The sequence below is a fragment of the Nakamurella sp. genome (assembly GCF_044224575.1).
In the GTDB taxonomy this organism is placed as follows: domain Bacteria; phylum Actinomycetota; class Actinomycetes; order Mycobacteriales; family Nakamurellaceae; genus Nakamurella.
Window position 1 is genome coordinate 38148 of the sequence record NZ_JBGAKE010000002.1, and the last position, 26270, is coordinate 64417.

The 26270-nt window shown below is 70.5% G+C and carries 20 protein-coding genes; 16 read left to right on the forward strand and 4 right to left on the reverse strand.

The features are described from left to right. The first annotated feature begins 255 nt into the window (after positions 1 to 255). From ACILSK_RS02410 to ACILSK_RS02485, 16 genes are all read left to right on the forward strand, one after another. A complete protein-coding gene (locus ACILSK_RS02410) occupies positions 256 to 3885 on the forward strand; it encodes a hypothetical protein (RefSeq protein WP_395725522.1) in 3630 nt (1209 codons plus the stop codon). Continuing rightward, a complete protein-coding gene (locus ACILSK_RS02415; RefSeq protein ID WP_395725523.1) occupies positions 3882 to 4511 on the forward strand; it encodes a hypothetical protein in 630 nt (209 codons plus the stop codon). The genes ACILSK_RS02410 and ACILSK_RS02415 overlap by 4 nt, the downstream gene beginning before the upstream one ends. An 84-nt stretch (positions 4512 to 4595) precedes the next feature. Continuing rightward, the gene (locus ACILSK_RS02420; RefSeq protein WP_395725524.1) at positions 4596 to 6167 is read left to right on the forward strand and encodes a DUF222 domain-containing protein; all 1572 of its coding nucleotides are present in this window, start codon (positions 4596 to 4598) and stop codon (positions 6165 to 6167) included. A gap of 38 nt (positions 6168 to 6205) precedes the next feature. Further along, complete coding sequence (locus ACILSK_RS02425) at positions 6206 to 6925, forward strand: class I SAM-dependent methyltransferase (RefSeq protein WP_395725525.1); 720 nt, start codon at positions 6206 to 6208, stop codon at positions 6923 to 6925. Between the two features lie 117 nt (positions 6926 to 7042). Further along, positions 7043 to 8401 (forward strand): phage tail sheath family protein, encoded by a 1359-nt coding sequence (locus ACILSK_RS02430; protein WP_395725526.1) that lies wholly within the window; start codon positions 7043 to 7045, stop codon positions 8399 to 8401. Between the two features lie 30 nt (positions 8402 to 8431). Then, positions 8432 to 8875 carry a phage tail protein gene (locus ACILSK_RS02435; protein WP_015747190.1) on the forward strand — a complete coding sequence of 148 codons (444 nt, stop codon included), beginning with the start codon at positions 8432 to 8434 and terminating at the stop codon, positions 8873 to 8875. Further along, complete coding sequence (locus ACILSK_RS02440) at positions 8875 to 9351, forward strand: hypothetical protein (RefSeq protein ID WP_395725527.1); 477 nt, start codon at positions 8875 to 8877, stop codon at positions 9349 to 9351. The genes ACILSK_RS02435 and ACILSK_RS02440 overlap by 1 nt, the downstream gene beginning before the upstream one ends. Next, on the forward strand, positions 9351 to 9509 hold the full coding sequence (locus tag ACILSK_RS02445) for a DUF6760 family protein (RefSeq protein ID WP_395725528.1): 159 nt from the start codon (positions 9351 to 9353) through the stop codon (positions 9507 to 9509). The genes ACILSK_RS02440 and ACILSK_RS02445 overlap by 1 nt, the downstream gene beginning before the upstream one ends. A gap of 63 nt (positions 9510 to 9572) precedes the next feature. Further along, on the forward strand, positions 9573 to 12647 hold the full coding sequence (locus tag ACILSK_RS02450) for a hypothetical protein (RefSeq protein WP_395725529.1): 3075 nt from the start codon (positions 9573 to 9575) through the stop codon (positions 12645 to 12647). A gap of 46 nt (positions 12648 to 12693) precedes the next feature. After that, on the forward strand, positions 12694 to 13128 hold the full coding sequence (locus ACILSK_RS02455; RefSeq protein ID WP_395725530.1) for a phage tail protein: 435 nt from the start codon (positions 12694 to 12696) through the stop codon (positions 13126 to 13128). Beyond that, positions 13128 to 13898 (forward strand): peptidase M23, encoded by a 771-nt coding sequence (locus ACILSK_RS02460; RefSeq protein WP_395725531.1) that lies wholly within the window; start codon positions 13128 to 13130, stop codon positions 13896 to 13898. The genes ACILSK_RS02455 and ACILSK_RS02460 overlap by 1 nt, the downstream gene beginning before the upstream one ends. Then, positions 13899 to 15719 carry a VgrG-related protein gene (locus tag ACILSK_RS02465; protein ID WP_395725532.1) on the forward strand — a complete coding sequence of 607 codons (1821 nt, stop codon included), beginning with the start codon at positions 13899 to 13901 and terminating at the stop codon, positions 15717 to 15719. Between the two features lie 9 nt (positions 15720 to 15728). Beyond that, entirely contained in the window at positions 15729 to 16010 is a 282-nt protein-coding gene (locus ACILSK_RS02470) for a PAAR domain-containing protein (RefSeq protein WP_395725533.1), read from the forward strand. Positions 16011 to 16107: 97 nt separating this feature from the next. Then, positions 16108 to 16572 (forward strand): GPW/gp25 family protein, encoded by a 465-nt coding sequence (locus ACILSK_RS02475; protein ID WP_395725534.1) that lies wholly within the window; start codon positions 16108 to 16110, stop codon positions 16570 to 16572. Positions 16573 to 16575: 3 nt separating this feature from the next. Next, entirely contained in the window at positions 16576 to 18519 is a 1944-nt protein-coding gene (locus tag ACILSK_RS02480) for a putative baseplate assembly protein (RefSeq protein WP_395725535.1), read from the forward strand. Positions 18520 to 18583: 64 nt separating this feature from the next. Beyond that, positions 18584 to 19120 carry a phage tail protein gene (locus ACILSK_RS02485; RefSeq protein WP_395725536.1) on the forward strand — a complete coding sequence of 179 codons (537 nt, stop codon included), beginning with the start codon at positions 18584 to 18586 and terminating at the stop codon, positions 19118 to 19120. Positions 19121 to 19140: 20 nt separating this feature from the next. Here ACILSK_RS02485 and ACILSK_RS02490 read toward each other — a convergent pair whose 3' ends face one another. The 4 genes from ACILSK_RS02490 to ACILSK_RS02505 form a co-directional block, all read right to left on the reverse strand. Further along, positions 19141 to 22146 (reverse strand): winged helix-turn-helix domain-containing protein, encoded by a 3006-nt coding sequence (locus ACILSK_RS02490; RefSeq protein WP_395725537.1) that lies wholly within the window; start codon positions 22144 to 22146, stop codon positions 19141 to 19143. 10 nt (positions 22147 to 22156) lie between these two features. Then, positions 22157 to 24763, reverse strand: coding sequence for a hypothetical protein (locus ACILSK_RS02495; protein WP_395725538.1), 2607 nt, complete (start codon positions 24761 to 24763; stop codon positions 22157 to 22159). Between the two features lie 149 nt (positions 24764 to 24912). Then, positions 24913 to 25200 (reverse strand): YciI family protein, encoded by a 288-nt coding sequence (locus ACILSK_RS02500; protein ID WP_395725539.1) that lies wholly within the window; start codon positions 25198 to 25200, stop codon positions 24913 to 24915. An 18-nt stretch (positions 25201 to 25218) separates the two neighbouring features. Further along, positions 25219 to 26268 (reverse strand): iron-containing alcohol dehydrogenase family protein, encoded by a 1050-nt coding sequence (locus ACILSK_RS02505; protein WP_395725540.1) that lies wholly within the window; start codon positions 26266 to 26268, stop codon positions 25219 to 25221. Positions 26269 to 26270 lie beyond the last annotated feature (2 nt).

The window sequence follows — 26270 nt, forward strand, 5'->3', positions numbered from 1 at the left end:
GCCGCGCGGCGCCGCGGGCCCGCGGACCCGGCGCCGGATCGCACCCCTGGCCCCGCGGCCGGACTGGCGCCCGGGCTGACCGAGGCGGCGAGCACGGCCCGCCCGGCCCGCCGCCCGTCGGCCAGCATGAACCCGCGATCGATGGCGATGCTGCAGCGCACCGCCGGCAACGCGGCCGTCGCGGGATTGGTGCGCGCCCGGCGGGGGGCCGAGGTGCCGGTCTCCGCGACCACCGGTTCCAGGCCGGCCGAATCGTTGTCCACCGACACCGCCGAGGTGCCGGTCCAGCGACTCGCCCCCGGCGCCGCGGGCGGGTCGACCGCGCCACCCGTCCCGCCGCCGGCGGCCGACCCGGCGTCGGACCCGAAGTTCCGCGCCGTCACCGGCGCGGTGAAGTCCGCCGGTACCGCGTTGCGCAAGCATCCGCCGGCCACGGCCGAGGTCGGGAAGGCGCAGGCAGCCGCGAAGGGCCCACCGGACGACAAGGCCGGGCAGGCGAAGGCCGCGCAGGCCGACGCCATGGCGGCGGCGAAACCGGGCGGGTTCGACAAGGCCGCGTTCATCGCCGCCGTGCGCAAGGCGATCGCCGACGCCGCGCCCAAGAACCTCGACGATGCCGACAAGTTCGCCGAGTCCGGCAAGGCCGACGGCGTCAAGAACCAGGTGATGTCGCAGGTCACCACCGGCCGGGACACGACGACCCGCGGCGTGCGGGACGAGACGGCGCGCACACCGGACGCCTCGGCGGGCAAGGACAAGCCGGTGACGCCGCTGGCGGCCGAACCAGCGGCCGCGACTCCGCCGGTCGACGGCGCCGCCGCGATGCCCGGCGCGGCGCCCGCCGAGCAGGTCAATTTCGCCGGCGGGCCGGCGCAGGTGGACCAGCAGATGGCCGACGCCCAGGTCACCGAGCAGCACCTGGCCAAGTCGAACGAACCGCAGCTGCAGGAGGCGGCGACCGCCAAGAAGGGGGCGGAGGCGCACGCCGCGGCCGCGCCGGCGGCGATCCGCGCGCACGAGTCGGCCGCGCTGGGCGAGGCCAGATCCGGCGCCGGCGCCGGCGCAGCGGCCGCGTTGGCCGGGATGGGCCGGGACAAGGCCGGCGCGCTGGCCCGGGTGGCCGGGGCCAAGACCGACACCAAGTCCAAGGACGAGGTCGAACGGGCGCGGATCTCCGGGGAGATCAACAAGATCTTCGACCAGACCAAGGCCGAGACCGAGGCCATCCTGAACGGCATCGACGGCAAGGTCACCGCCGAGTTCGACAAGGGCGAGGGCGCGGCCCGCAGTGCGTTCACGGCCAAGCACAAGGCCGACATGGAGAAGTACAAGGACGACCGGTATTCAGGGATCACCGGGGCGGCGCGGTGGACCGCGGACCTGTTCACCGGCCTGCCCGCCGAGGCGAACAGGATCTACGACGCGGCCAAGGCGCTGTACGAATCGCAGATGACGGTGGTCATCTCGAACGTTGCCGATCTGATCGGTCGGGAGCTGGACGCGGCCAAGGCGCGGGTGGAAAAGGGCCGGGCGCAGATCAAGTCGTTCATCGCGGCCCAGCCGGCGGCGCTGCAGAAGCTGGCCGGCGAAGCGGCCAAGGACGTGACCGGCAAGTTCGATCAGCTCGACGCCGACGTCGACGCCAAGCAGCAGTCCCTGGTGGACGACCTGGCCAGCAAGTATGTGGAAGCCAAGGGCAAGGTCGACGAGGAGATCAAGGCCGAACAGGAGAAGAACAAGGGCCTGGTCGACAAGGCCAAGGAGGCCATCGGCGGCGCCATCGACACCATTCTCCAGCTCAAGGCGCTGTTCACCGGGCTGCTGGCGAAGGCGGCCTCGGCGTTCACCAAGATCCTCGAGGACCCGGTCGCGTTCATCTCCAACTTCATGTCGGCCGTCAAGCAGGGCTTCCTGTCGTTCGCCGGGAACATCCTGACGCACCTGAAGAAGGGGCTGCTCGGCTGGCTGTTCGGTGCGTTGGCGTCGGCCGGGATCGAACTGCCCGACTCGTTCGACGTGAAGGGCATTCTCAAACTGGTCGGGTCGATCCTCGGGTTGACGTGGACGAACATCAAGGCCCGGATCGGCAAGCTGGCGCCGTGGGCGGCCGCGGCGATCGACGTCATCCAGAGCAAGATCGAGATCTTCACCATCCTGGCGACCCAGGGCATCGGCGGGTTGTGGAACTGGATCAAGGAAAAGCTCGGCGACCTGAAGTCGCTGATCCTGACGCCGATCATGGACTTCGTCAAGGAGAAGATCATCACCGCCGGGATCTCCTGGGTCATCGGCATGCTCAACCCGGCCGGCGCGCTGGTCAAGATCGTCCAGGCGCTCGTGGGCGTCGTGCAATGGATCATGGAGCGCGGTGCCGCGCTGATGGACTTCGTCGGCACCGTCATCGATTCCGTCACCGACATCGCCAACGGCGGGGTCGGGGGAGTGCCGGCCAAGATCGAGGCCGCACTCGGCAAGGCGGTGCCGCTGGTCATCGCGTTCCTGGCCAATCTGCTGGGCCTGGGTGGGATCTCGGACAAGATCAAGTCCATCCTCAAGGCCGTACAGGCGCCCATCAACAAGGCCCTGGATGCCGTCATCAAGGGCGCGCTGAAGGTCGCGGCGCCGTTGATCAAGGGGATCAAGGGCATCGGTGCGAAGGTCAAGGCGAAGGTACTCGGCGGGGACGACTCGCCGGCGGGGAAGCAGAAGCGGCTGGACAAGGGGATGAAGGCGGGAGTGGGTGCGGTCAACCGTTTTGCCGGCCGCTCAATCGGCGACAAGCTTCTGAAACCGGCACTGGGTTTGATCGGTAAGAGGTATGGCCTCGCGATTCTCGAGCCCACTCCGCAAGGTGATCGCTGGGCGGTACATGGTGAGGTCCAACGGGCCGTCCTGCCCACCGAGGCCAAGGTGGGAAAAGACGGCGGCGAAACGGTGGTCAAGGCCTTGGCGATGTCGGGGAAATCCCATACCCTGACGGCAAGTGCTGGGCCGCCGGTCGCGATTACCATGGCATCCGCCAATCCTGGTCGATTGGTGGGGAAAGTCGACGAGGCTCGAGGCAAGTTGCCCGAAACGGCATCTGTCGAGCAAAGGAGCGCACTTGATGCAATCGGATCCCTTGCGGCTCAGATCGAGAAGGAAGGCTCACGCGAATCGACAGGCGTCGAGACAGCGAAGAGACTGGAAGCCAAGCTGACTGAACTGTCGGCCTTAATAGTTTCGTACGGACACAAATTCAAAGCGACCGACCTTGACGACATTGACCCGCTCAACGACGTGAAACTTGCCATGCAGCAGGCCCAGAACGCCGCGGACGCAAAGCGTCTATCGGCCGTTGATCTCGCCACGGTGCGACTCCAGATCGAACGCACCATGGGAGAAGCCTGGGCGAACTTCGTTCGGGAAACCAGCCCAAATGTCTGGAATCTGTCCAGGGCGTCGCTCGTTGCCGTCTACGGCAGAACTCTGGCTGACCAGCTCATCAAGGGACCGAGTAACCCGCTGGAGGGCAACGGGCTCTATGATCCTCGACGGAACATGCTCTTCGTCCGGGCCGGCCGTACGCTGGCTGAGGTGGCCGCGACAATCGTTCATGAGGGCACGCACGCCCTCCAAGCCGAATTCGAGCCCAGGATGGCGAAGTTCGCCAAAGAGTTCCAGGCATTCAGTGTGCAGCGAGAGTTTCTCAGGCGGCTGTCGAAGGCATCGTGGAGCGCGGTACCCCCGCCGTACGACTCCCTGTTAAAGTGTGCAAGTGATGCGGATCTTCGTGACTGGATCGCCGGAAAGTACCCGGACCTCGAGGTCAAGGGCGACCTCAATGAACGAGCCAACATCCAATTTGTCAAGAAATACGTCGTACGAGAATACGGTTCCAAGTGAATGACGAGAGAATCGCCGAAGTCGTTCGCGCCCACCTCCTGGAGGACGGATTGGATGTCGTCGCCGTCGAGGTGCGTCATGAGGGCTTTGAAGTCGTCACCACCGGGTGGACTTGGCTCATCGACCTTCGATTTCAGTTCGTTCACGGAGACGAGCGGGTGGCAGTATACGACGCGCAACCCGATCTCATCGTCGATCCGGGAGTCCGTTGCTACGGACTTGCGGTGTCGCGCGGAAGTTCCTATCTATTGAACGATCCCGATCAATTGGGCGCCTTCTGGAGCCTCTTTGGCCGGAGTATCGGCGCACCGGAGCTGATGGGCGTCATCGAGCGATACCAAGGCACTGGGGCACCTGCTCACCTGGTGCTCACCAAAGCTGACTTGGAGCGGCGGGTGGGCAACCCGCCGCCATCCACCCTGGCGAGGGTCTCGGCGCCGGCTGTCGAGGTTGATGACCGCGGTGTCGCGCTGACCTTCTTCGCCTGGGGGATGAACCCCACGGGTCGGACGGGATCGGAGTCGCTCAAGGTCATCCAGTGGGACGTACGGGGTGTCTGGGACGGCACCCTACGGTGGTCCAACCAGATCGTCGATGCGGCCATGGCGGTGCCGGGGGGTTCGTAACTGGGCGACCTCGAGCGCTCGTCGTCTGCCCGCCGAAAGGCCTGGTCAGAGCCCACTGTCGTACCTCTGTTGTACGTTCCTGGCATGGCTGGATCGGGGTCCGAAGGCGGGTCGGCGGCGCTGCTGATCGACTCGCTGAAGGCTGCCGATCGGGAGCTGGCCAAGCTGCAGGCGCGCCGCGCGCGGCTGATGGTCGAGTTCGCCGCCACCAGGAGAAAGGCCGACCAACACCGGATCGCCGAGATGGAAGCGGAGGGCGCGGACCCGCGGTCCAAGGCCGGTGAATTCGCCTCGACTGAAATCGGCCTGGCCGTGACGACCACCAGGGCCAAAGTTGAGCGGCTGGTGTCGATGACCCGCCGGCTCCAATCCGAGACGCCCGACGTCTGGGACGCGTGGATCGCCGGTGACATCAACGAGTTGAAGGCCGAGCGGATCAATCACGCCTTGGTGAGACTCGTGCGGAACCAGTCCAAGCGTCTGCTCAACATGCTGGTGGTCCCGGTGGCGATCACCAAGACGCCGGAGTTGCTGGGCCGCTGGCTCAACCGGTTCGTGGCGAACGTCGAACCGGATCAGGCGGACGAGCGGATCCGGCGCTCACTGGAGGACCGGTACGCGTCCATCCGTCCGGACCTGGACGGAGTCAGCTTCCTCAGCGCGTGCATGTCGTCGCTGGCGGCGACGGCGGTGGACCTCCTGCTGGACGGCTTGGCCGGGCCGCCGAACCCGGCCGATCCCCGCACCAAGGATCAGCGGCGGGCGGATGCCCTGGTTGATCTCTTGCTGGGTCGGATCAGCAACGGCTGGCACGGACCCGACTGCTGGGACAAACAGGACGCCCCGACCGGCGTTTCCGGCGACGTCGGTGAACCGAGGACGGACTCGGCGCACGACGATGATTCCCCGGCGGACGACGGTTCTTCCCCGACGGCCAACCAGGAGTGGGACGAGGATGCGGACTGGGATCTCCCGGCAAGCGAGTTTCGTCCGGATCCGCGGAACGAGCCGGACACCGATTCGGCAGCGGCCGATTCGGCGGCCGAGTCGGTTGACCGCTCGGCCGACGACGGGCCGGTCAACGACGGGACCGCCGAGACGGCAGCGATCATCGAGGCGGCGAGAAGGGCCCGACCGACCGGCTGCCTCGGACAGCCGCCGCCGCGGGTGACGATCGGGGTCGTCGTGTCCATCCAGTCGCTGTTCGGGTTCACCGACACCCCCGGCGAACTGGCCGACCGGTCCGCGCTCGTACCGGCAGAACTCATCCGAGAGATGGCCGGCGACGAAGGGACGCTGTTCTACCGGCTGCTGACCGACCCGAGCGGCAACCTCCTGGACGTCGCCGAGATGGGTCGTTTCCCGTCGCGCAACCTGACCGCCGCGCTGCGGTTCCGCGACGGGGTGTGCGAGAACCCGATCTGCCATGTTTCGGCGCAGCGATGCGACCTTGATCATGTGGTGCCGTGGCCCGATGGGCTGACCGCCGCCGGCAATCTCGACGCCACGTGCCGGCACCACCACCGCGCCAAGACGCACGGCGGGTTCGGCGTGACCAAGGCCGGCGACGGCACCACCTGGACCACCCCGACCGGCCATCGGTACTCCGCCACCACCGACCCGTTCCCCGTCGAACCCTGGCCCGACACCGGATAGTGTGGCAGGCCGTTGGGGCCCGCCGGTTACCGTGAGCCATGGCCTCCGACCCCCGCCTGATCGCCCTGTACGACGACGACAACCCCGACGGACCCGACCACGACCATGCTCGCGCGCTGGCCGAGGAGCTCGGCGCCCGCACGATCGTCGACCTCGGTTGCGGCACCGGCCAGCTCGCCGTCACCCTGGCGCGACCGGGCCGCACGGTCATCGGCGTCGACCCGGACGTCACCGCGATCGAGTACGCCCGCCGCCGGGCCGGCGGTGAGGGTGTCATCTGGACGTCGGGCGATTCGACGGTGATGGGTGATCTGGCGGCCGACCTCATCGTCCTCACCGGCAACTCCGTCCAGCACATCGGCGAAGCGGACTGGCCGCGAACCCTGCGCGACATTGCCCGGACCCTGCGCGAAGGCGGGGTGTTGCTGTTCGACAGCCGCAACCCCGTCGATCGGGCGTGGGACCGGTGGACCGCCACTCCCAAGGCCACCCGCTCCACCCAGATCGGCGACCTCACCGAGTGGGTCGAACTCGACCACGAAGACCCCGACGGAACGGTGCACCTGGACTTCCACTCGGTGTTCGACGCCACCGGCGAGCACCTGACCGTCCGCCAACCGCTGGTGTTCCGCAGCGCCGGCCGGTTGACCAAGGACCTCACCGACGCCGGGCTGTCCGTCCGCGCCACCTTCGGCGACTGGACCGGCGGCCCCCTTCTGCCGTCGTCGCCGCGCATCGTCGTCGAGGCCGTCCGGTAACTCGCTGCCCGAAGGGGCAGCGAACGCTGCCCTCGGCCACGTCCGTCCGCACATCCCGCTCGCCTCTCAATGAGCGCACGATCACTTCAATCTCGTGTGTCCTAGCAAGGAGGCAGCATGCCGACCTACCTCTCACCGGGCGTGTACGTCGAAGAGGTCGATTCCGGGTCGCGTCCGATCGAAGGGGTGGGCACCGCCGTCGCCGCCTTCGTCGGCCTGGCCGAGGTCACCGCCGGCCCGCAGGCCATGCTCGGCACCTACCGGATCGTCGCCCTCGATGCCGGCGCACCCGAGGGTTCGATCAGCGTCGACATCCAGGGTGTCGAGGGTGAGGGCGGCGACGGCCTGTTCAAACTGGTGGTCCGGCAGGGCGACCAGGTCTTGGAGGAATACGACCGGCTGAACACCGGCCGCGGCAAGGCCAACGTGGCCACCGCCGTCAACGCCGCCTCGAAGGTGATCCGCATCGAGGAGACGGCCACCGGGCAGTCCATCGAGGCGCCCGTCGCCGGGAACAGCGTCAGCCTGTTCTCGCCCCCGCCGCCCGCCGCCGTGCCCAGCCCCCGGCTGAACTCCGACGACTACGTCGGCGACGTCGCCGAGCGCACCGGCTTCTCCGGTCTCGAGGCCATCGACGAGATCACCATGGTCTGCGTGCCCGATCTGATGAGCGCCTACCAGCAGGGCGCCATCGACGCCGAGACGGTCAAGGCCGTCCAGCTCGCGATGATCGCGCACTGCGAACTGATGGGCGACCGGATCGCCATCCTCGACCCGCCGCCGGGCCTGAACGCGCAGCAGATCAAGGAATGGCGAGTCGACAAGGCCGGCTACGACTCCAAGTACGCCGCCCTGTACTGGCCGTGGATCAAGGCCGCCGACCCGTCGAGCGGCAAGAACATCTTCATGCCGCCATCGGGCTTCATGGCCGGCATCTGGGGCCGCAACGACGACACCCGCGGGGTGCACAAGGCGCCGGCGAACGAGGTGGTGCGCGGGGCGATCTCGCTCGAGGTGCAGATCACCAAGAACGAGCACGACCTGCTGAACCCGGTCGGCATCAACTGCCTGCGCAGCTTCCCCGGCCGCGGCATCCGGGTCTGGGGCGCCCGCACGCTGTCCTCCGATCCGGCGTGGCGGTACCTGAACGTCCGCCGCCTGTTCAACTACCTCGAGGAGTCCATCCTCAACGGCACCAACTGGGTGGTGTTCGAGCCGAACGACGACGCGCTCTGGGCCAAGATCCGCCGCACCATCGCCGCTTTCCTGGTCAACGAATGGCGCAAGGGCGCCCTGTTCGGCCTCACCCCGGACGAGGCGTTCTACGTCAAGTGCGACCGGGAGACCAACCCGGCCGAGGGCATCGATGCCGGCCAGGTCGTGTGCCAGATCGGCGTCGCCCCGGTCAAGCCGGCCGAGTTCGTGATCTTCCAGCTGTCGCAGTTCTCCGGCGGCACCAGCCTGGTCGCCGAGTAACCAACCCAAGCCTGAAGAAAGGGAGCTGACATGGCTCTGCCAGATCTCGACAGCTCGGTCGGCCATTCATTCGGCCTTGAGGTCGACGGCATCACCATCAAGTCCATCACCGAGGTGAGCGGGCTGAAGATGGAGCAGGACGTCATCGAGCTCAAGCAGAACGGGCCCGACGGCAAGTACATGATCAAGAAGCTGCCCGGCCGCTGGAAGTCCGGGGAGGTCACCCTGACCCGCCCGCTCACCTCCGACCAGAGCTTCGAGAAGTGGGTCAAGGACTCGCAGTTCGGCAAGATGAGCGACGTCCGCAAGGGCGGTGCGGTGATCGTCTACGACTACGAGGGCAATGCCGTCAAGCGGTACAAGCTGACCGCCGCCTGGCCCAAGAGCCTGGAGATCGGCTCGCTGAAGGCCGGCGACACCAGCGTGCTCACCGAGAAGCTGGTCGTCACCTATGAGCGGCTCGAGGTCGAGTAATGCGCCGCGGTTTCTCCGGTTCGTCCGCCGCGACCCTGGACCCGGTCCAGGGTTCGGCGGCCCCGGATCCGGCCTCGCCGATCTCCGCCGCCCGACCCCCGGAACAGGGGCTGCGCACGGAGTTCAGCTTCATCCTGCCTCGCGGCTACAAGGACGGATCCGGCGTCGTGCACCGCGACGGGGTGATGCGGCTGGCCACCGCCCGGGATGAGTTGGTGCCGCTGCGGGACGATCGGGTCCGGGAGAACCCCGCGTACCTGACGGTCGTGCTGCTCGGCCGGGTGGTCACCCGGATCGGCACCATCGACGACGTGCACGCCGGCATCATCGAGAACCTGTTTGCCTCCGACCTGGCCTTCCTGCAGGACTTGTACCGGCGGATCAACCAGGAGGGGCACACCCGGGCCGCGGTGACCTGCCCGGCGTGTGAGCACCAGTTCGCCGTCGACGTTGCGGGTGGGCGCCTGGGGGAATAGTGACGTACGCGCCCGACCGGCTTTATGAGGAGGTCGCGTACATCGCCTACCACTTCCACTGGCCGCTCGACGATCTGCTCGATCTGGAGCATCGCGAGCGGCAACGCTTTGCGCACGAGATCGGAATGATCAACCAACGGATCGATCGAGGAAGGTGACCGGTGGCACGCTGGTGGCCCTGGGGCGGTGCGACAGCCGATTCCGCGAGTACGGGAACGGCTGTGCCGCAGGCCGCGCCGCCGCCGGACCCGGCGCCCGCCCCGATGCAGCGGGCGGCCTGGCAGGACCTGCCTCCGCTGCAGCGCACCGTGACGCCCACCCCGCCGATCGCCCCGCTGAGCGCGTTCACCTCGTCGCTGGCGACGGCGCACGACCCCAGCTTTCTCGCCCCGCTCGGGCACATCGTCGATCCCGACGGGCCCAGCGGGCACGTCGACGGGCTGGCCCGACCCGAGATGCCGCACACGATCTCGACCGGCCCCGAGCTGACCGTCGCACCGCCGCGGAAGCGCTCACCGATCACCTCGGCCGTGCAGCGGCTGATCGAGCCCCGGGTGCGGTTCACCGACCCGACCGTCACCACGACGGCCCCGGACGTCCAGCGCTCGGCCGAATTCACCGATCCGGTCACGGTGGCCCGGTTCGCCGAGCCAGGCCCCGACCTCGGATCCGGTGACCACGCGGCGTCCGAATCGGTCGGCTCCTCGGCCACCCCGATTGCCTGGTCGCTGCCCACCGTGTCCGCGGCCGCCCCGCCCGTACCCACAGCGCCGTTGCTCTCCGCGCCGCAACAGCCGCCGGTCACCAGCCTGCCGGTGGTGGCCGCTCCCGCGCCCAGGCCTGCTTCGGTCGGATCGACGAGTGCGCCGCCAGCGAGTGCGCCAGCGGTACAACGTCTTCCGGACGTCAGTCGGCCGACCGCGGCGTCCGAGGCCGGTTCCGCCGAGGCAACCGGGGCATTGCCGACGGCACCCCTCGCCGGGCAGACGAGCATGCCGATGGTTTCGCGGGTCACCGACGACGGCCCGGCCACCGAGGGCTCAACGACGGCCGGCTCAACGACGGGCGGCTCGACGACGGGCGGCTCGACGACGGGCGGCTCAACGACAGGCGGCGCCCCCGCCGGGCTCGACCCCACCTCCGCGCCCGACCTGCTGCCGGCCGCCCGGTCTGGTACCGGTTCCGCCGTTCAGCGTTCGGCGACCGCTCGCGATGTCGCGGCGGCGTCGGTCGGTTCGACCGCCGGTACGGCGCCGGCCGAATCCTCCTCCCCGGCAACGGCTTCGCTGCCCGACCCGACCCCGGCACCGGACCTGGCCCTGACCCCGGCCCCGGATCTGGCCCCGGCAGGTGATCCGGACCGGTCAACGGCCCCGGCCGCGGATTCCGTACCGGACGCGCCGTTGGCGGTGGCACCGACGCTGTCCGCACCGACGCTGTCCGCACCGACCGCATCCGTAGGGCCGTCCGGGGCGCCGGCGGTGCAGCGGAACGCCGAATCGTCGATCCCGACGTCGACCGACCGGCCGGCCGCACCACCGGTCCGCGGGTCGGGTCTGGGCGCGCCGCTGACCGCGGTTCCGAACCGCCCGCGCGAGAGGGTGGTGCACGAACCGCAGGCCATGGACTTCGCGTCGATCATGCGGATCATCGACTCCGCGGCCGCCACCGGATCGACCGAGATCAGCCTCCCCAGCGCGCCCTCGGCCGTGGCCCCCACCCGTCCGGTGGCGCCCACGCTCGGTGACCCGGGCCGTCCGGCCCGGCCGAGCGGGCTCGGCGCGCCGTTGACGTCGGGGGGTGCGCCGGCGGTGCAGCGATCGGCGTCACCGGTGCCTCTGCCGCCGTCGCCGGGCCCTGGACGGGCCGAGTCGGGGACGTCGCTTCAGCGCACACCGGAGGTCACCGCAGGAGCCGGACCCATCGTGCCGCGACACCCCGACGTGCCCGCCGACCTGCCCCGGCCCGATGCGGTCGGCGACACGGTAGGAACAGCGCCGCCGCCGGGAACATCGGCGGAGCACGCCCCGGCGTCCTCCGCTGAGGCAACTGCCGCCGCTGACGAGTCGGCCGGCGACGTCGCCGACCCGGTCGTTGCGCCGACCCTCGGCGTCGAGGCTCACGATGCTCTTGAGGCGCCCGGCGCGGACGGCGGTGACGCACACGAGGCGCCGTCCCCGGCTCTGCCCCAGCTACCGCTGGCCGGTGCCGCACCGGCGCAGCGGCTCGACGCGGGACCTTCCGTCCAGCGGCTCGCCGCCGACCCGACCCCGGCCGCGCCGCTGATGATGGCGCCCCTGTTGGGTGACACCTCGCCGTACCGGTCGACCCCGACACGCCCGGCCGTGCCCGCAGCGCCGGGTGTGTCGGCCGGCCCGGTCCTGCCCGCCGCATCGGCCACCGCATCGGCAGGTGCGCCGGCTGTGCAGAGGTTCGGGCTGCCCGGCGCGTCGTCGCTGCTGGACAGCGCCAGGAAGAGCGTCGGGGGCTTGACGAACTCGGCCCAGGGCGCGGTGGGCGGTCTCCGGGATCAAGCCGGCGCGTACGTGAGCCAGGCCCAGCAGGCCGCCGGCGGCTACGTGAGTCAGGCGCAGGGTGCAGCGGGCGGGCTCCGGGATAGGGCGGGCGGGATCGTGGAAGGCGCGCGGGGGTACGCGGATCAGGCCCAGGGCGCGGCCGGCGGCTACCTCGACCAGGCCACAGGCGCGGCCGGTGGCTACCTGAACCAGGCGCAGGGCGCGGCGGGCGGCTACCTCGACCAGGCCACAGGCGCGGCCGGTGGCTACCTGAACCAGGCGCAGGGCGCGGCCGGTGGCTACCTGAATCAGGCGCAGGGCGCGGCGGGCGGCCTGGGCGACTCGGCGGCGGGATACCTGCGCTCGGCGCAGGGCGCGGCGTCGAGCGCAGTGTCAAACGGGATGGGTTCAGCCAGCCAGGCGGTGGAGAGCGCCGCCGGCAGCGCGAGTTCCGCCGCGAGCGGGGCGGTCCACCAGCTGTCCGGGGCTGCGTCCGGACTGGCCGATCAGGCGTCCGGCGCACTGAGCCAGGCCGGTGGCGCGCTCGGGCAGGCCGCGTCCGGCGTCACCGACGCGGTCGGTGGCGCCGCCGGTGGCGCGATGCACGCGGCCACCGGAGCCATCGGTGCGGCGGCGGGAGCGGCCGGAGCGGCAGAGGTGTTGCCGACCAACCTGGACGAGCTGGCCCGGCGGCTGTTCGACCCGCTGTCCGCCCGGCTCAAGTCCGAGCTGTGGCTGGACCGGGAACGTGCCGGAATGGTCACCGACCTGCGCCGATAGGGCGCGCACCGCAGCACGGAACCGAGAGAAGTGAGGAGGAAATCCGATGGCCGAGTTCAAGGATCCCGCCGTCAGCGTCTGTTTCAAGGTCAAGATCGACGAATTCCCGCTCGGCCTGTTCAACAGCTGCGAGGGCCTGGGCTGCGAGATCGTCATCGAGCAGCGTGAGGAGGGCGGCAACAACGCCATGATCTGGCAGCTGCCCACCCGGATGAAGTTCACCAACGTCAAGCTGACCCGGCCGATCGGCGAGGACAGCAAGCACCTGACCACCTGGTTCGCCAGCATGATGAGCGGCGTCAAGCCGACCACCATGGTGATCTCGGCGATGACCGCGGACGACACCGTCGTCGCCGAATGGTCGCTGGCCGGCGTCATCCCGGTCCGCTGGACCGGCCCGAGCCTGAACGTCGACTCGGCCAAGGTCGCCACGGAGACGCTCGAGGTCGCCCACCACGGCATCCTGCCCGGCGGTGCGTGATGGGCTCCTCGTTGACCGGGGCCGGCGGCAAGCCCACCCCGCCGGCGCCCACGGGCGACCGGACCCCGCAGAAGGTGGAGAAGGCCAAGCTGACGATGTACGACTCGTCACCGGCCACCGGCGGGCGCAAGCTCGACGGCGAGATCGCCACCATCGAGTTCCAGTTCAACCCCAAGGAATTGACCATCGCCAAGAAGGCGAAGTGGGAGAGCAAGTCCACCAACGGGGCCAAGGCCGCGCCACCCCCGGAGTTCAAGGGCCCCGAACCCGGCCAGCTCTCCCTGGAGATGTTCTTCGACGCCACGGCCAAGCACGACGGTTCGGTGGTGGAGGCGGTGGACAAGCTGTTCGCCTGCACCATGCCGACCGAGAAATCGCACGCCAGCAACAAGCCGACGCCCCCGCTGGTGGTGTTCCAGTGGGGGGCCATCAAGAGTTTCCCCGCCTACGTCACCCAGGTCAGCGCCAAGTACACGTTGTTCACCCCGGAGGGCACCCCGATCCGGGCGGTCTGCACGGTGACGCTGCAGGAGATGCCGCAGGAGAAGGGCAAGCAAAACCCGACCTCGGGATCCATTGCCGCGCGGGCCATTCACACGGTGGTCACCGGGGACACCCTGGCGTCCATCGCCTACCGCGAGTACGGCGACCCGCAGCTGTGGCGGCCGCTGGCCACCTTCAACCGGGTGGACGATCCGGCGCGGCTCCCGCTGGGCAGCTCGCTCATGCTCCCCTCGGCGGCCGAACTGCTCGAGCCGACGGTGAACTAGATGGCCCCCACCTCGTCCAGCTTCCTGGTCGACATCGACGGCTCCCCGCTGGCCGCCGACGCCAAGGCGCTGCTCGTCTCGGCGATCGTCGACGACAGCCTGCGGCTGCCGGACTTCTTCCTGCTGCGCTTCCGCGATCCCGACCGTCTGGTGATCACCAAGTCCGGCGCGAAGATCGGCTCCAAGGTCAAGGTCTCGGTGGCCAGCGACGCGACGCCCAGCCCGCAGCAGCTGATCGAGGGGGAGATCACCGCGCTCGAGGCCGAGTACGACGCCACCGGTACCTACACCGTGCTGCGCGGTTACGACCAGGCCAACCGGCTGCTCCGCGGTCGGCGCACCGAGTCCTACACCCAGAGCACCGCCTCCGACGTCGCGACCAAGGTCGCGCAGCGGGCCGGGCTGTCCGTCGGCGAGGTCGAATCGACCAGCACGGTGTACGAACACCTCTCGCAGGGCGGCGTCACCGACTGGGAGTTCCTGGACGGGCTGGCGCGCGAGATCGGCTACGAGGTCGCCGTCCGGGACGGCAAGTTCTTCTTCGGCAAGCCGAAGAAGGCCGACTCGGCCCCCGCGGGCGGCGGCGGCCCGGAACAGCAGAACCCGCTGGTGGTGCGGCTGGGCACCGACCTGCTGCGGTTCCGGTCGTTGATCACCGCGGCCGAGCAGGTCAAGGAGGTGCAGGCCCGCGGTTGGGATCTGGCCCAGAAGCAGGCCCTGGTGGCGACCGCCCCGGCCAAGACCACCTCGGCGGTGCTGGCCACATACAACCCGGTCGACATCGCCAAGAAGTTCGGCGACCCGGTGTACGTGGCCACCGACGTGGCGTTCCGCAGCCAGGCCGAGGTGGACACCGCCGCGGCGGCCATCGCCGAGCAGATCGCCGGCGCCTTCGCCGAATTCGAGGGCGTCGCCCGCGGCAACCCCCAACTGCACGCCGGCGCGGCGATCTCGGTCGACAACGTGGGTGCGCCGTTCGACGGCAAGTACACCATCACCTCCAGCCACCACCGCTACGACCCGAACACCGGCTACACGACGACGTTCTCGGTCACCGGGCGGTCCGAGCGCAGTCTGTACGGGCTGGCCAACGGCGGCGGAACCGCCCGGCTCGGACAGGGTCCGGTGGTCGCCCAGGTCAGCGATTCCAAGGACCCGTTGGAGCAGGGCCGGGTGAAGCTGACGTTCCCGTGGCTGTCCGAGACCTACGTCAGCGACTGGGCCCGCACCGTGCAGCCCGGCGCCGGCAAGGAGCGCGGCGCGCTGGTCCTCCCGGAGGTCGGCGACGAGGTGCTGGTGCTGTTCGAGCAGGGTGACATCCGCCGCCCGTACGTGCTCGGCGGCCTGTTCAACGGGGTGGACACCCCACCGAAGGGCACGCCCGACCTGATCGACGGCAGTTCCGGGGCGATCAACCGCCGCTCGTTCGTCTCCCGGCGCGGCCACCGGATCGACCTGATCGACGAGGACGGCCGCACCGAAGGCATCACCCTGTCCACCACCGGCGACAAGCTGCAGCTGAAGATGGACTCGGTCGACACCAAGATCACCGTGCACAGCGACGGCAAGATCCTGATCGAGGGCAAGGGCGGGGTGATGATCGACTCCGCCAGCAGCAAGCTCGAACTCAAGGGCGGCGAGGTCTCGATCACCTCGACCAGCGGCGTCAAGATCGACGGCGGCAGCGGCGGTGTCGACGTCCAGACCAACGGGTCGCTGTCGCTCAAGGGCACCACCGCCAAGATCGAGGGCCAGGCCAGCGCCGAGGTCAAGGCCAGCGGCGTGCTCACCCTCCAGGGTTCGCTCGTCAAGATCAACTAGGAGACGACAATGCCGCCAGCCGCCCGGGTCGGTGATCCGACCGGACACCCCGGGGTGATCGGGCCACCGGGAGTGCCGACCGTCCTCATCGCCGGCATGCCCGCCGCCACGGTCGGCACCCCGCACATCTGCTCGTTCCCGCCGCCGGCCGTGCACCCGCCGACCGTGATCGTCCCGCCCGGCTCCCCGACCGTGCTGATCGGTGGGATGCCGGCGGCCCGGATGGGCGACATGTCGGCGTGCGGTGCGCCGATCATCGTGGGCGCGCCCACCGTGCTGATCGGAGGATGACGATGAGCGAGGCTTGCCGAGCGAACCATGAGCACCTCTACCAGCGCCGCGTCCGGCTCGCCGAGCGTGCGAGGCGTCCCGGAAAGGCGATGGCATAGTGGGTATTGATTTCGTCGGCGCCGGCTGGGCGTTCCCGCTGGCCACCGACGCCACCGGCGGCGTCGCCCTGGTCGTGCGTGAGCGGGAGATCGAAGAGGCGATCCGGTTGATCCTGGCCACGTCCCCGGGCGAGCGGCCGATGCGCCCGGAGTTCGGCTGCCGCGTGCACGACCACGTGTTCGACCCGATCAATGCATCCACCGCCGGTGCGATCGCCTCCGACGTCCGCTACGCACTGGAGATGTGGGAGCCGCGGATCACCGTGCACGACGTGCTGATCAGCTTCGACGACGCCGACCTGGGCACCCTGTACATCGACATCCACTACTCGATCCGCGGGGTGAACGACCCGCGGAACCTGGTGTTCCCGTTCTACGTGATCCCCGACGAGCCCGAACCGCTGACCATCACCGCGGCCCCGGCCATCCCGGCCGCGCTGGCCATCGCGGAACGGAGAGGCTGAACCATGGTGCTGCCCGCCCCCAACCTGGACGACCGGCACTTCCAGGACCTGGTCGATGACGCGAAACGCCTGGTGCAGCAGCGCTGCCCGGAATGGACCGACCACAACGTGTCCGATCCCGGGGTGACCCTGATCGAGGCGTTCGCGCAGATGGTCGACCAGTTGATCTACCGGCTCAACCGCGTCCCGGACCGGCACTACATCAAGTTCCTCGAGCTGATCGGCGTGGAACTGCGCCCGCCGGCGGCGGCCCGCGGGAAGGTCACGTTCTGGCTGTCCGCGCCGCAGCCGCAGACCGTCGTCGTCCGCCGGGAGACCGAGGTGGCCACGCCCCGCACGGATGTCGCCGATCCGGTGGTGTTCTCGACGGTCAAGGACCTGGACATCGTGCCCTGCTCGTTCGACCGGGCCGCTGCCATGCCGGTGGGCGGCGAGGCCGTCGACCACAGCGTCGCGCTGCGGTCCGGCGGCGAGTTCGAGTGCTTCCAGAGCTCGCCGCAGCCGGGCGACTGCCTGCTGATCGGGCTGTCCAACGCGGTGCCGTCGTGCGCGATCGTGCTCCGGATGGACTGCCGGGTGCGGGGTGTCGGCGTCCGGCCGGACTGGCCGCCGCTGATCTGGGAGGCCTGGACCGGCTCCGGCTGGTCGCCGTGCGACGTCGACCGCGACGACACCGGCGGCCTGAACAAGGCCGGCGACGTGGTGCTGCACGTCCCGGAGAACCACGAGACCTCGATCCTGTCCCGCAACCGGGCCGGCTGGATCCGCTGCCGGCTGCTGGTGCCGGAGGAGGGTCAGCCGACCTACACCCAGTCGCCGCGGATCCTGTCGATCTCCGCGTTCACCATCGGCGGCACCGCCCGCATGGTGCACGCCGAGGTGGTCCGCAACGAGGACCTGGGCACCTCCGACGGAACCCCCGGGCAGAAGTTCGTCCTGCAACGGCGTCCGGTGGTGCCCTGGGAGGAACCCGGCGTGCTCCAGGTCATCGACGACGACGGCGTCACCGAATGGGCGCCGGTCGAGCACTTCGCCGAGGCCGATTCCGACGAGAAGTGTTTCCACATCGACGCGTTCGCCGGCGAGGTGCAGTTCGGTCCGGCCGTCCGGCAGGGTGACGGCACCCTGCGACAGTACGGCGCGGTGCCGCCGAAGGGTGCCCATCTGCGGCTGTCGGTGTACCGGACCGGCGGGGGAGTGCGCGGGAACATCTCCACCGGGATGGTCCGGGTGCTCAAGACCAGCGTGCCGTACGTGGCCCGGGTGGAGAACCGGACGCCCGCCGTCGGCGGCGCCCGGGCCGAGGACATCGAGGACGCCAAGCTGCGCGGCCCGTTGGTGCTGCGGTCCCGGGGGCGGGCGGTCACCGCCGAGGACTACGTGGAGTTGACCAAGCAGGTCGCGCCTGAGATCGCCCGGGTGCACTGCATCGGCGTCGACGGCGGCGGCGTGCGGGTGCTGGTGGTGCCGTTCGTGGCCACCGACGACGTCGGGCGGATCCGTCGGGACGACCTGACCCCGCTGCCCGAGTCGCTCAGCCGGATCGCCGGTTACCTGGACGAGCGCCGGCTGGTCGGCACCCGGCTGGTCATCGAACCGCCCGAGTACCAGGGCGTCACCGCGGTAATCAGCGTGCGGGCGCGGCCCCGGTACCGGCCCGAGGACGTGCGCCGGGAGGTGTTGCAGGGGGTGTACCGGCTCTTCGACCCGCTGCACGGCGGTCCGGAGGGCGCCGGCTGGCCGCTGGGCCGGGCGGTGCAGGCGCATGAGGTGAATGCCGTTCTGGCCAGGATCCCCGGCGTCGACATGGCCGAGGACGTCAACGTTCAGCTGTTCCCGGCGGACGCGTCGTCCGGCCGGCGCGGCTCGTCGGCGCAGCGGATCCCGTTGTCGCCGACCGCGCTGGTGTTCTCCTACGAGCACCAGGTCCGGGTGCGCGGGACATGAGCGCAGGGTGGGTGGGAGGGTTCATGATCAGTGCGAACCGTCAACGCTTGACGTCCGGCGCCCGATGAGAGGTCTGGTCCCGGGGCTGGCCAGCCCGTACCCGATCGGCGAATCGCTGCCGGGGGTGTTCCGCGGCGACTCGTTCACCCAGCGCTGGTGCAGCGCGATGGACGAGGTGGTGGCCCCGGTCATCACCACGTTGGATTCGTTCTCCGCGTACCTGGATCCGGCGACCGCCCCGGAGGATCTGCTGCCCTGGCTGGCCGGCTGGATGGGGATCGCGCTGGACGGGCACCAGAGTGCTGAGCGGCAACGGGAGCTCGTCCAGATCGGGGTCGAACTGCTGCAGTGGCGGGGCACCGCCCGCGGGGTCCGGGCCGCGGTTCGGGCGCTGTTCGACCTCGACCCGGAGCTGATCGAGTCGGGCGGCACCGCTTCGTCGACGCAGACGGGCACCCCCTTGCCCGGCAGCGACCGGCCCGAGCTGCTGGTGCGGCTGCGGGTGCCGGATCCGGAGGGGTTCGATGTCCGCCGGCTCGACGCGCTGGTCGAGATGGCCAAGCCGGCGCATCTGCCGCATCGGGTCGAGGTCACCGGGTGAGCCGGCCGGCCGGCTGACCGTCAGGTCGTCTCCAGCTCCAACTCGGCCTGGGCGGCGGCATGGTCCCGCCGCGCCCGGGCGGCGGCGCTGTCGTCGCCGGCGTCCCGGTGCAGCTCGGCCAGCAGCTGCCAACCCAGGTCCTGGTAGCGGTCCAGCTGCACCGACTGCCGCGCGGCGGCCACTGCCGGACGGATCTGGCCCAGCGCTCGGTACTCCTGCGCCAGGGTGGCGGCGGCGGTGGCCGCCAGCACGCGCAGCCGGTCGCGCTCGCCGACCACGTAGTCGGCCGGCCCGTCCTCGGGCAGCAGGTCACCGCGGTACCGGCCCAGGGCCGCGGCCCGCAGGTCGGCCGCCGCCGGGTCGGCTCGGCGGGCCGCCCGGTCCGCGTCGTCCAGACCGTGTTCGAACGCCTCGACGTCGACCTCCGAACCGGGCGGCAACGCCAGCCGGTAGGCGTCACCGCGGCGGGACAGCACTTCGGTACCGGGCAGACCCGCTTGCTCCAGCAGTTGTCGCACGCTGGACACCGCGACCTGCAGCCGGCGCGTCCCGACCGTGAGATCGGCCCCCGGCCAGAGCGCGTCGACCAGTTGCTCGCGGTGCACGTCCCGGTTCGGGGTCAGCGCCAGCAGGCGCAGCAATGCCCGGGCTCGGGGCCGCAGGGCACCCAGATCGACTGTTCGACCGTCGGTCTCGAGCGCAAAACCGCCCAGGCAGCGCAGTCGGACCATCCGCGGTTCGGCCTGCTCGGGTGGGGCCGTCACCGTCACCGTCGCCGGGCCCGGCATCTCGCCCGCGACGGATCCCGGGCCGGGCCGGGCCGGGCCGGGACCGGCGACCAGCAGCGCCAGGGTGTGTCCGAGGTTGCCGGCGGCCGGCAGCGAGGTCAGGTCGGACAGTGCCGTGTCCGGTGCCGCGGCCAGCAGGAGGGCCAGCTGGGCCAGCGCCTGGGGGCCCGCCGCCTGGGCGCCCCGGGCGGCGCCCGAGACCCGGCCGGCCAACTCGGCCACCCCGGGCAGGTGCCGCCCGGCGAGCGCGCAGGCCTGCAGCGCCTCCGCCCACAGCGCGGGGACCGGTGCTTCCAAACGCCGGAAGCGCGCCGCGGCGTCGGCGAATCCGGCGGCGAAACCACCGGATTCGGCCGCCTCGGCGGCGGGATCGGCCACCACGCCGGCGACGGCGGCGGCCAGGGTGAGCAGGGCGGCGCCCCAGTCGTCACCGGTCTCCTCGCACTCCTCGATCAGGTCGAGGCAGACCGCCAGCCGCCAGGCCGACGGCTCGGTGGCCGCGAGCGCGCACTCGCCCAGGCCGCGGGCGAGCCGGGCGATCCACGGCAGGCCGGCGACCTCGGCGTCCAACGCGATCTGCCCGAGGCGCCCGGACAGGTCCCCGGCCTGCTGCGCGATCAGATCGATGACGGTGACCGCCAGATCGGCCAGCAGTCGGTGCGTCGACTCCGCACCACGGTCGGCCAGCACGGTGTCCAGAACTGCTCGGGCGCCGTCGAACTCGCCCGCGAGAAGTTCGATGACGCCACGGGCCAACCGGTTCGGGGCCGGTACCTGGGTGGTGGTGCCGGCCGGCAACCGCGCGGCCGGCAGGCGCCGGGTGGCCAGCCGGATGGGGATCGACCAGTGCCGGGATTCGCCGCGGCCGTCGACCGCCCAACTCATCCCGTCGGTCGACGCCCACATGGCCGCCACCGACCGCTCGCGCCGGCAGGCATCGCGGAAATCCGGCTCGTCCAGCAGGCTCTCGGCCTGCCGGAACCGGTCGACGGCGGCCGGCAACGCGCCCTCCCGAACCCGGCGCCGGGCCTGAGCGAGCGACAGCCACGGATCGTGCTCCACCACGGCGGCGGGCAGCAGCAGGTCGGTGCCGGTCGCGCCGGCATCCGGACCGGTGCCGCCGACCTGCAGCAGGCGGCCGACCGCGCCCCAATCCTCGGCGCGCGCGAACGCCCGGACGGCGGCCCGCCGGTCACCCACCGACTCGAGCAGCGTGGCGCTGCGCGAGTACCACTCGCGGGCGCCGGCCGCCCCGTACTCCTGCACGAGCGCCCATTCCAGGTGGGTGCGCAGCACCTCGTGGTACCGGAAGGTCTGCCCGTCGTCGTCGGAGGAGGTGAACAACTGGCGGTGTTCCAGCTCGTCGAGCACGGTCGAACTGCCGGTGACGCCGAGCAGCTCATCGCACAACGGGCCGGTCAACGTGCCGAGGGTGCAGGTGCGCAACAGGAAGTGCCGGTGTTCCTCCGGCAGCTCGGCGAGCACGTTGCGGGCCAGGTAGGAACGGACCAGTTTCGACCGGCCGCCGAGGTCGTCGACGGCCCGGCCGCGATCGACCGCGCTGCGCCCCGAGGTGGCCAGGTGGAACAGCTGCAGGCCGGCGGCCCACCCACCGGTGCGCCGGGTCAGGGCTGCGGCCGATTCCGGGGACAGCGGCTCCCGGAACACCGAGATGAACAGCTCCTCGACCTCCCACGAACGGAAACGCAGGTCATCGCTCGTGATCTCGCGCAGATGGCCGGAGACTCGCAGACGCGGGATGTTCATCTCCGGCGGACGGCGCGAGCCGACCAGCACCCGCAAGTGTCGCGGGCGCAACTGGACGAACTGCTCCAGGGCCCGTTCGGCTGCCGAACCGGCGATCTCGTGGACATCGTCGAACACCACGATCGCGGGGGTCACCGGCAGCGCGTCCAATGACTCGAGCACGTCCGTGACGACCCCGGTTTCCGCGTCCGGAGCCGGATCGAGCCGCAGGGCCCGGGCCAGATGGGCGACGAAGGCCGGCTCGGTGACGTCGTCGGCAGTGATCCGATACCAGGCGACCGCTGTCCCGGCGGCGTCCGCGGCGGCCGCGACCCGGGCCAGCAGGGTCGTCTTGCCCGACCCGGGCGGGGCGACCACCAGATCCAGCCGGCTCTCGGACGGGGCGGTGAGCAGCTCTTCGAGCCGGCGGCGGCCCAACCCGCCCGGCTCGGGTCGACGCAGCTTCTCGGTCAGTACGACTGGTCTGGTCACGAGCCGCCGATCAGTGGAAGTCGAGGCCGGCGTCGGCCATGACGTGGTCGGCGGCGTCGGTGCCGTCCGGATCCAGCCCGACGTCACCGCCGAGCGGGATCGGACCGGTGTCCGCGAGGAGTGGATTCATGTCCAGGTGCAGCTCCAGGCCGTCGGTGTAGCCGTCCAGGTCGGTGTCCATCAGAGCGGGATCGGTGCCTGCGCTGACTTCGACGCCGTCGATCAGCCCGTCCAGGTCGGTGTCCGCGGCCGTAGGGTTGGTGCCGATCATCGACTCGAACTCGTTGGTCAGGCCGTCGTGGTCGCTGTCCGCGGCCGGATCGCCGATGTCGACTCCCGGGTCGATCTCGAAGGCCGCGGGCACCGTTGCATCATCGTGCGGCACCGGCATCGGCATTGGGATCGGCACTGACGGGTCTGCGGTGGGCGCGATGACGGGATCGGTAGGCATGGTGGTCGGCACGGTGGGCTGGAGCCCGGGCAACACTGCGGCGTACTGGAACCGGTCCCCGATATCCATGACGGTCACCCCGTGGGTGTCGTCGGCCTCCACGGTCATCCCGGTGCCCTGGCTGATCGCGACATGCGCGACGTCCGGTTTCGGGCCGTCCGCGGTGGGTTCGATGGAGAAGCTGAACAGCAGCGCGCCGGGGGTGTGCGCGGCCTGGGCGACCGGGATCAGCAGCCCCTTGGCCTTGAGGTCGAGGTACTGCGCGGCCGAACCGTCCGGAATCTCGATGCCGGCCTGATGTGCCGCCCACTGGGTCAGCTCGGACCGGTCGAACGCGGTCGGATCGGACTGGCCGTCGGCCTCGGCGCCGAACTCGTAGGCGTCACCACGCTGCGCCAGCGCGGCGTCGACCAGCTTCTGGGCCGTCAGGTGCGGATCGATCGGCGGCGTGGGATCGACCGCCGGGGCGGTGCTGGCCGCGGCGACCGCCGCGGTGGTGACGGTGCCGGCGCTCAGGGTGTGGCCGCCGAACATCGACGGGTCGGCTTCCTCGATGTGGCCGAGCACCCCGTCCACGTACTGCCGAATGGAGGGGTTCTGGTTGTAGTCGTAGCCCGGGACCTTGGTCCAGTCGCTCTTCGGGCCGGCCTGGACGTTCTCGCCGGCGAAGTGAGAGGCGATGACGCGTTCCCAGTCGCCCAGACGGTCGTAGGCGGCCTGGGTATCGGCCCGCATCTTGGCGTCCTGCACGTCGGGCGGTGCGTCGCCGGCGTGGTCGTAGCCGCCGTAGCCGTCCCAGGTCCCGTCGATGTACTGGTACGCACCGGATGCGGTGCTGGTCGGATTGTCCGCCGTGTAGTTGCCGTGCGATTCCTGGATCTTGATGCCGTAGATGACCATGTCCTGGGTGAGCCCGGAGGCGTCCGGGACCGCCGCGGCGCCCATGGCCGCGTCGGCCGCGGCGGGAAGTTCGGTCATCGCGGCGGTGCCCGCCCCCGAGTAGTCGACCCCGGGCAGCAGTGCCGCGTACTCGAACCGGCCGCCGGCGTCGTCGGTGATGACGCCGACCTCCTCGCTCTGCGCCTCGACGGTCTGCCCGTGGCCCAGGCTCAACGCCACGTGCGCCTCGCTGGGCCGGCCGCCGCCCGGCTGCGGCTCGCTGGAAAAGTGGAACAGCAACGCGCCGGGGGTGTTCATGCCCTGTTCGATCGGGATGATCAGCCCCTGGGACTTGAGCGCCAGGTACTGCTCGAAGGAGCTGCCGGGGATGTCCGACCCGATCTGCGCCGCCGACCACTGGGTCAGCTCGGCGCAGTCCCACACCGACGGATCGGGATCGGTCTCGGCGACGTCGGCCCCGAACACGTACTCGTCGCCGACCTGCTTGAGCGCCAGGTCGATCATGTGCTGCACCTGCCCGCCCGCGGCGTCGGAGCTGGTCGGTGCTGAGGTCGGCACCACGGCGACCGCGGCCGGGGCGGTGATCAACGTGGCCGGGGCGGCGGTGACCGGGGCCGGGCCGGTGCCCGCGTCCATGGTCAACGGGTCGGTGCCGAACTGGATCTCGGCGCCGTCGGTCAACCCGTCGCCGTCGGTGTCCACGGACGTGGGGTCGGTGCCGAAGGTGACCTCGAGGTTGTCGGCCAGGCCGTCGCCGTCGGTGTCGGCCTTGGCCGGATCGGACCCGATCGAGATCTCGTACGGGTCGGTGACGCCGTCGTGGTCGGTGTCCAGCGCGCCCGCCCGGATGTTCTGCGCGTGCTCGCCCAGCCCGGACACCCCGCCGAAGCCGGGGATCCGCCCCGGGTCGGTACCGGCGGCCACCTCGGCGGCGTCCGGGGTGCCGTCCTGGTCGGTGTCCGCGGACAGCGGATCGGTATGGCTGGACAGCGCCTCGTAGCCGTCGGTCAGCCCGTCGGCGTCGGTGTCGGCGACCGCGGGATCGGTCCCGGCGAGCTTCTCGAAGGCGTCGGTCAGGCCGTCGGTGTCGGCGTCCGCGGAGGTCGGCGACGAGCCCGGATCGATGTCGGTGTCGCCGTTGGTTGCCGGCGCGGGAGCCGTCGCCGCGGCCGCGGCCGCGCCGTTGTGCGTGTTCGCGTCCCGAGCAGGGTCGGTGGTGCCGGGTGGACCGCCCGGGGTCGCGGGGGTGGTGACCGGTGCCGTCATCGGAGTCGCCTCACCTCGCGCGGGCAGGTGGGGGCGACGGCCATGCCGGATACGGTCGACACACGCCACCACCTGGGTCAGGGCGTTTTGAGCGTTTCTTGCACACCGAAGAGCCCTGTGTGGACCCTGAGATACACCGAGGAAAAAAGTTACTCCGTCCAGGGCCCCATCGCGAGACCCCATTGGCGGATCTCACAGCCGGTCACCAGGTCCTGCTGCCGGAACGGATCGTCGCGGAGCAGCTCGGTCACCTGTTCGGCCGAGTCGGCCCGGAACACCAGCAGGGCGCCGGCCGGGCCCTGCGGGTAGGCGCCGGCGGCGAGCACGACGCCCCGGTCGTACAGCTGGCGCAGGAAGGCACGGTGCGCGGGCCGGTGCGCGGTCACCTCAGCGGGTCGCTCGTCGGCGTAGCGGTAGTGCACGGCGAAGACGGGCATGGCTCTCCTTGGGATCGGTCAGGCGAGCAGATCCTTCCAGAGCGGGTCGTCCGCGATGTGGTGGGTCAACCGGTCGATCGCCTCGGGCTCCGACAGCACCGTGTGGTAGCCGGGCTTGACCGATGGCGCTTCCCGGATCGCGGCCAGGAAGGCCGCCCGGTCCAGCGGGTCCGCCCGGATCGACGCCAGGAAGCCGGTCTGCTCCAGCACCTGCAGCACCGTGTCCCGGCTCGGGTCGTCCTGCAGCCAGCCGGTGGCGATGGTGGCCACCCCGACCTGCTCACCGTGCATCCGCGGGCGGGTCGCCAGGTGCTCGTAGGCGTGGGAGATCAGGTGTTCGCTGCCGGAGGCCGGCCGCGACGACCCGGCCACCTCCATCGCCACCCCGCTCATCACCAGGGCGCCGCAGACCAGTTGCAAAAAGCCCAGGTCGTCGACCGCCTTGACCGGATGGGTGACCAGGTTCTGCACGCTCTGCAGCGCGATCATCACCGAGAAGTCGTTGATCGCCTCGCCGGTCGCGTGATAGGCCAACTTCCAGTCGGCGATCGCGCTGTACTTGGAGATCAGGTCGCCGATCCCGGACAGGGTGAACCGCGGCGGGCTGCCGGCGATCACGGCGGTGTCGATCACGACGCCGAACGGGATCGCGGCCTTGGCGCTGATCCGCCGGCCGTCCACCCGCAGGCTGGCGCCGGGGGAGGCGAAGCCGTCGTTGGAGATGGCGGTGGGCACCGCGATGACCGGCAGCCGGTTGAGGAAGCCGATGTACTTGCCGGCGTCCACGGCCACCCCGCCGCCGACCGCCACGACCGCCTGGGTGCCGCGCGGCAGATCGAAGGCCACCGTCATGAGGTCGGCGACGTCGTTGCCGTGCACCACCTCCTGCCGGACCACCGTGATCTCCGACGAGTCCAGCGAGATGCGCACGCTGCGGCCGACGAGGTCCTCGATGCCCTCCCCGTAGAACAACGCGATCCGGTCGAAGCCGTTCTTGCGCAGGTATTTTCCGAGTTTGAACAGGGTGTCTGGCTTGATCCGCAGCAGCGACGGAATTCGGATGTCCATCG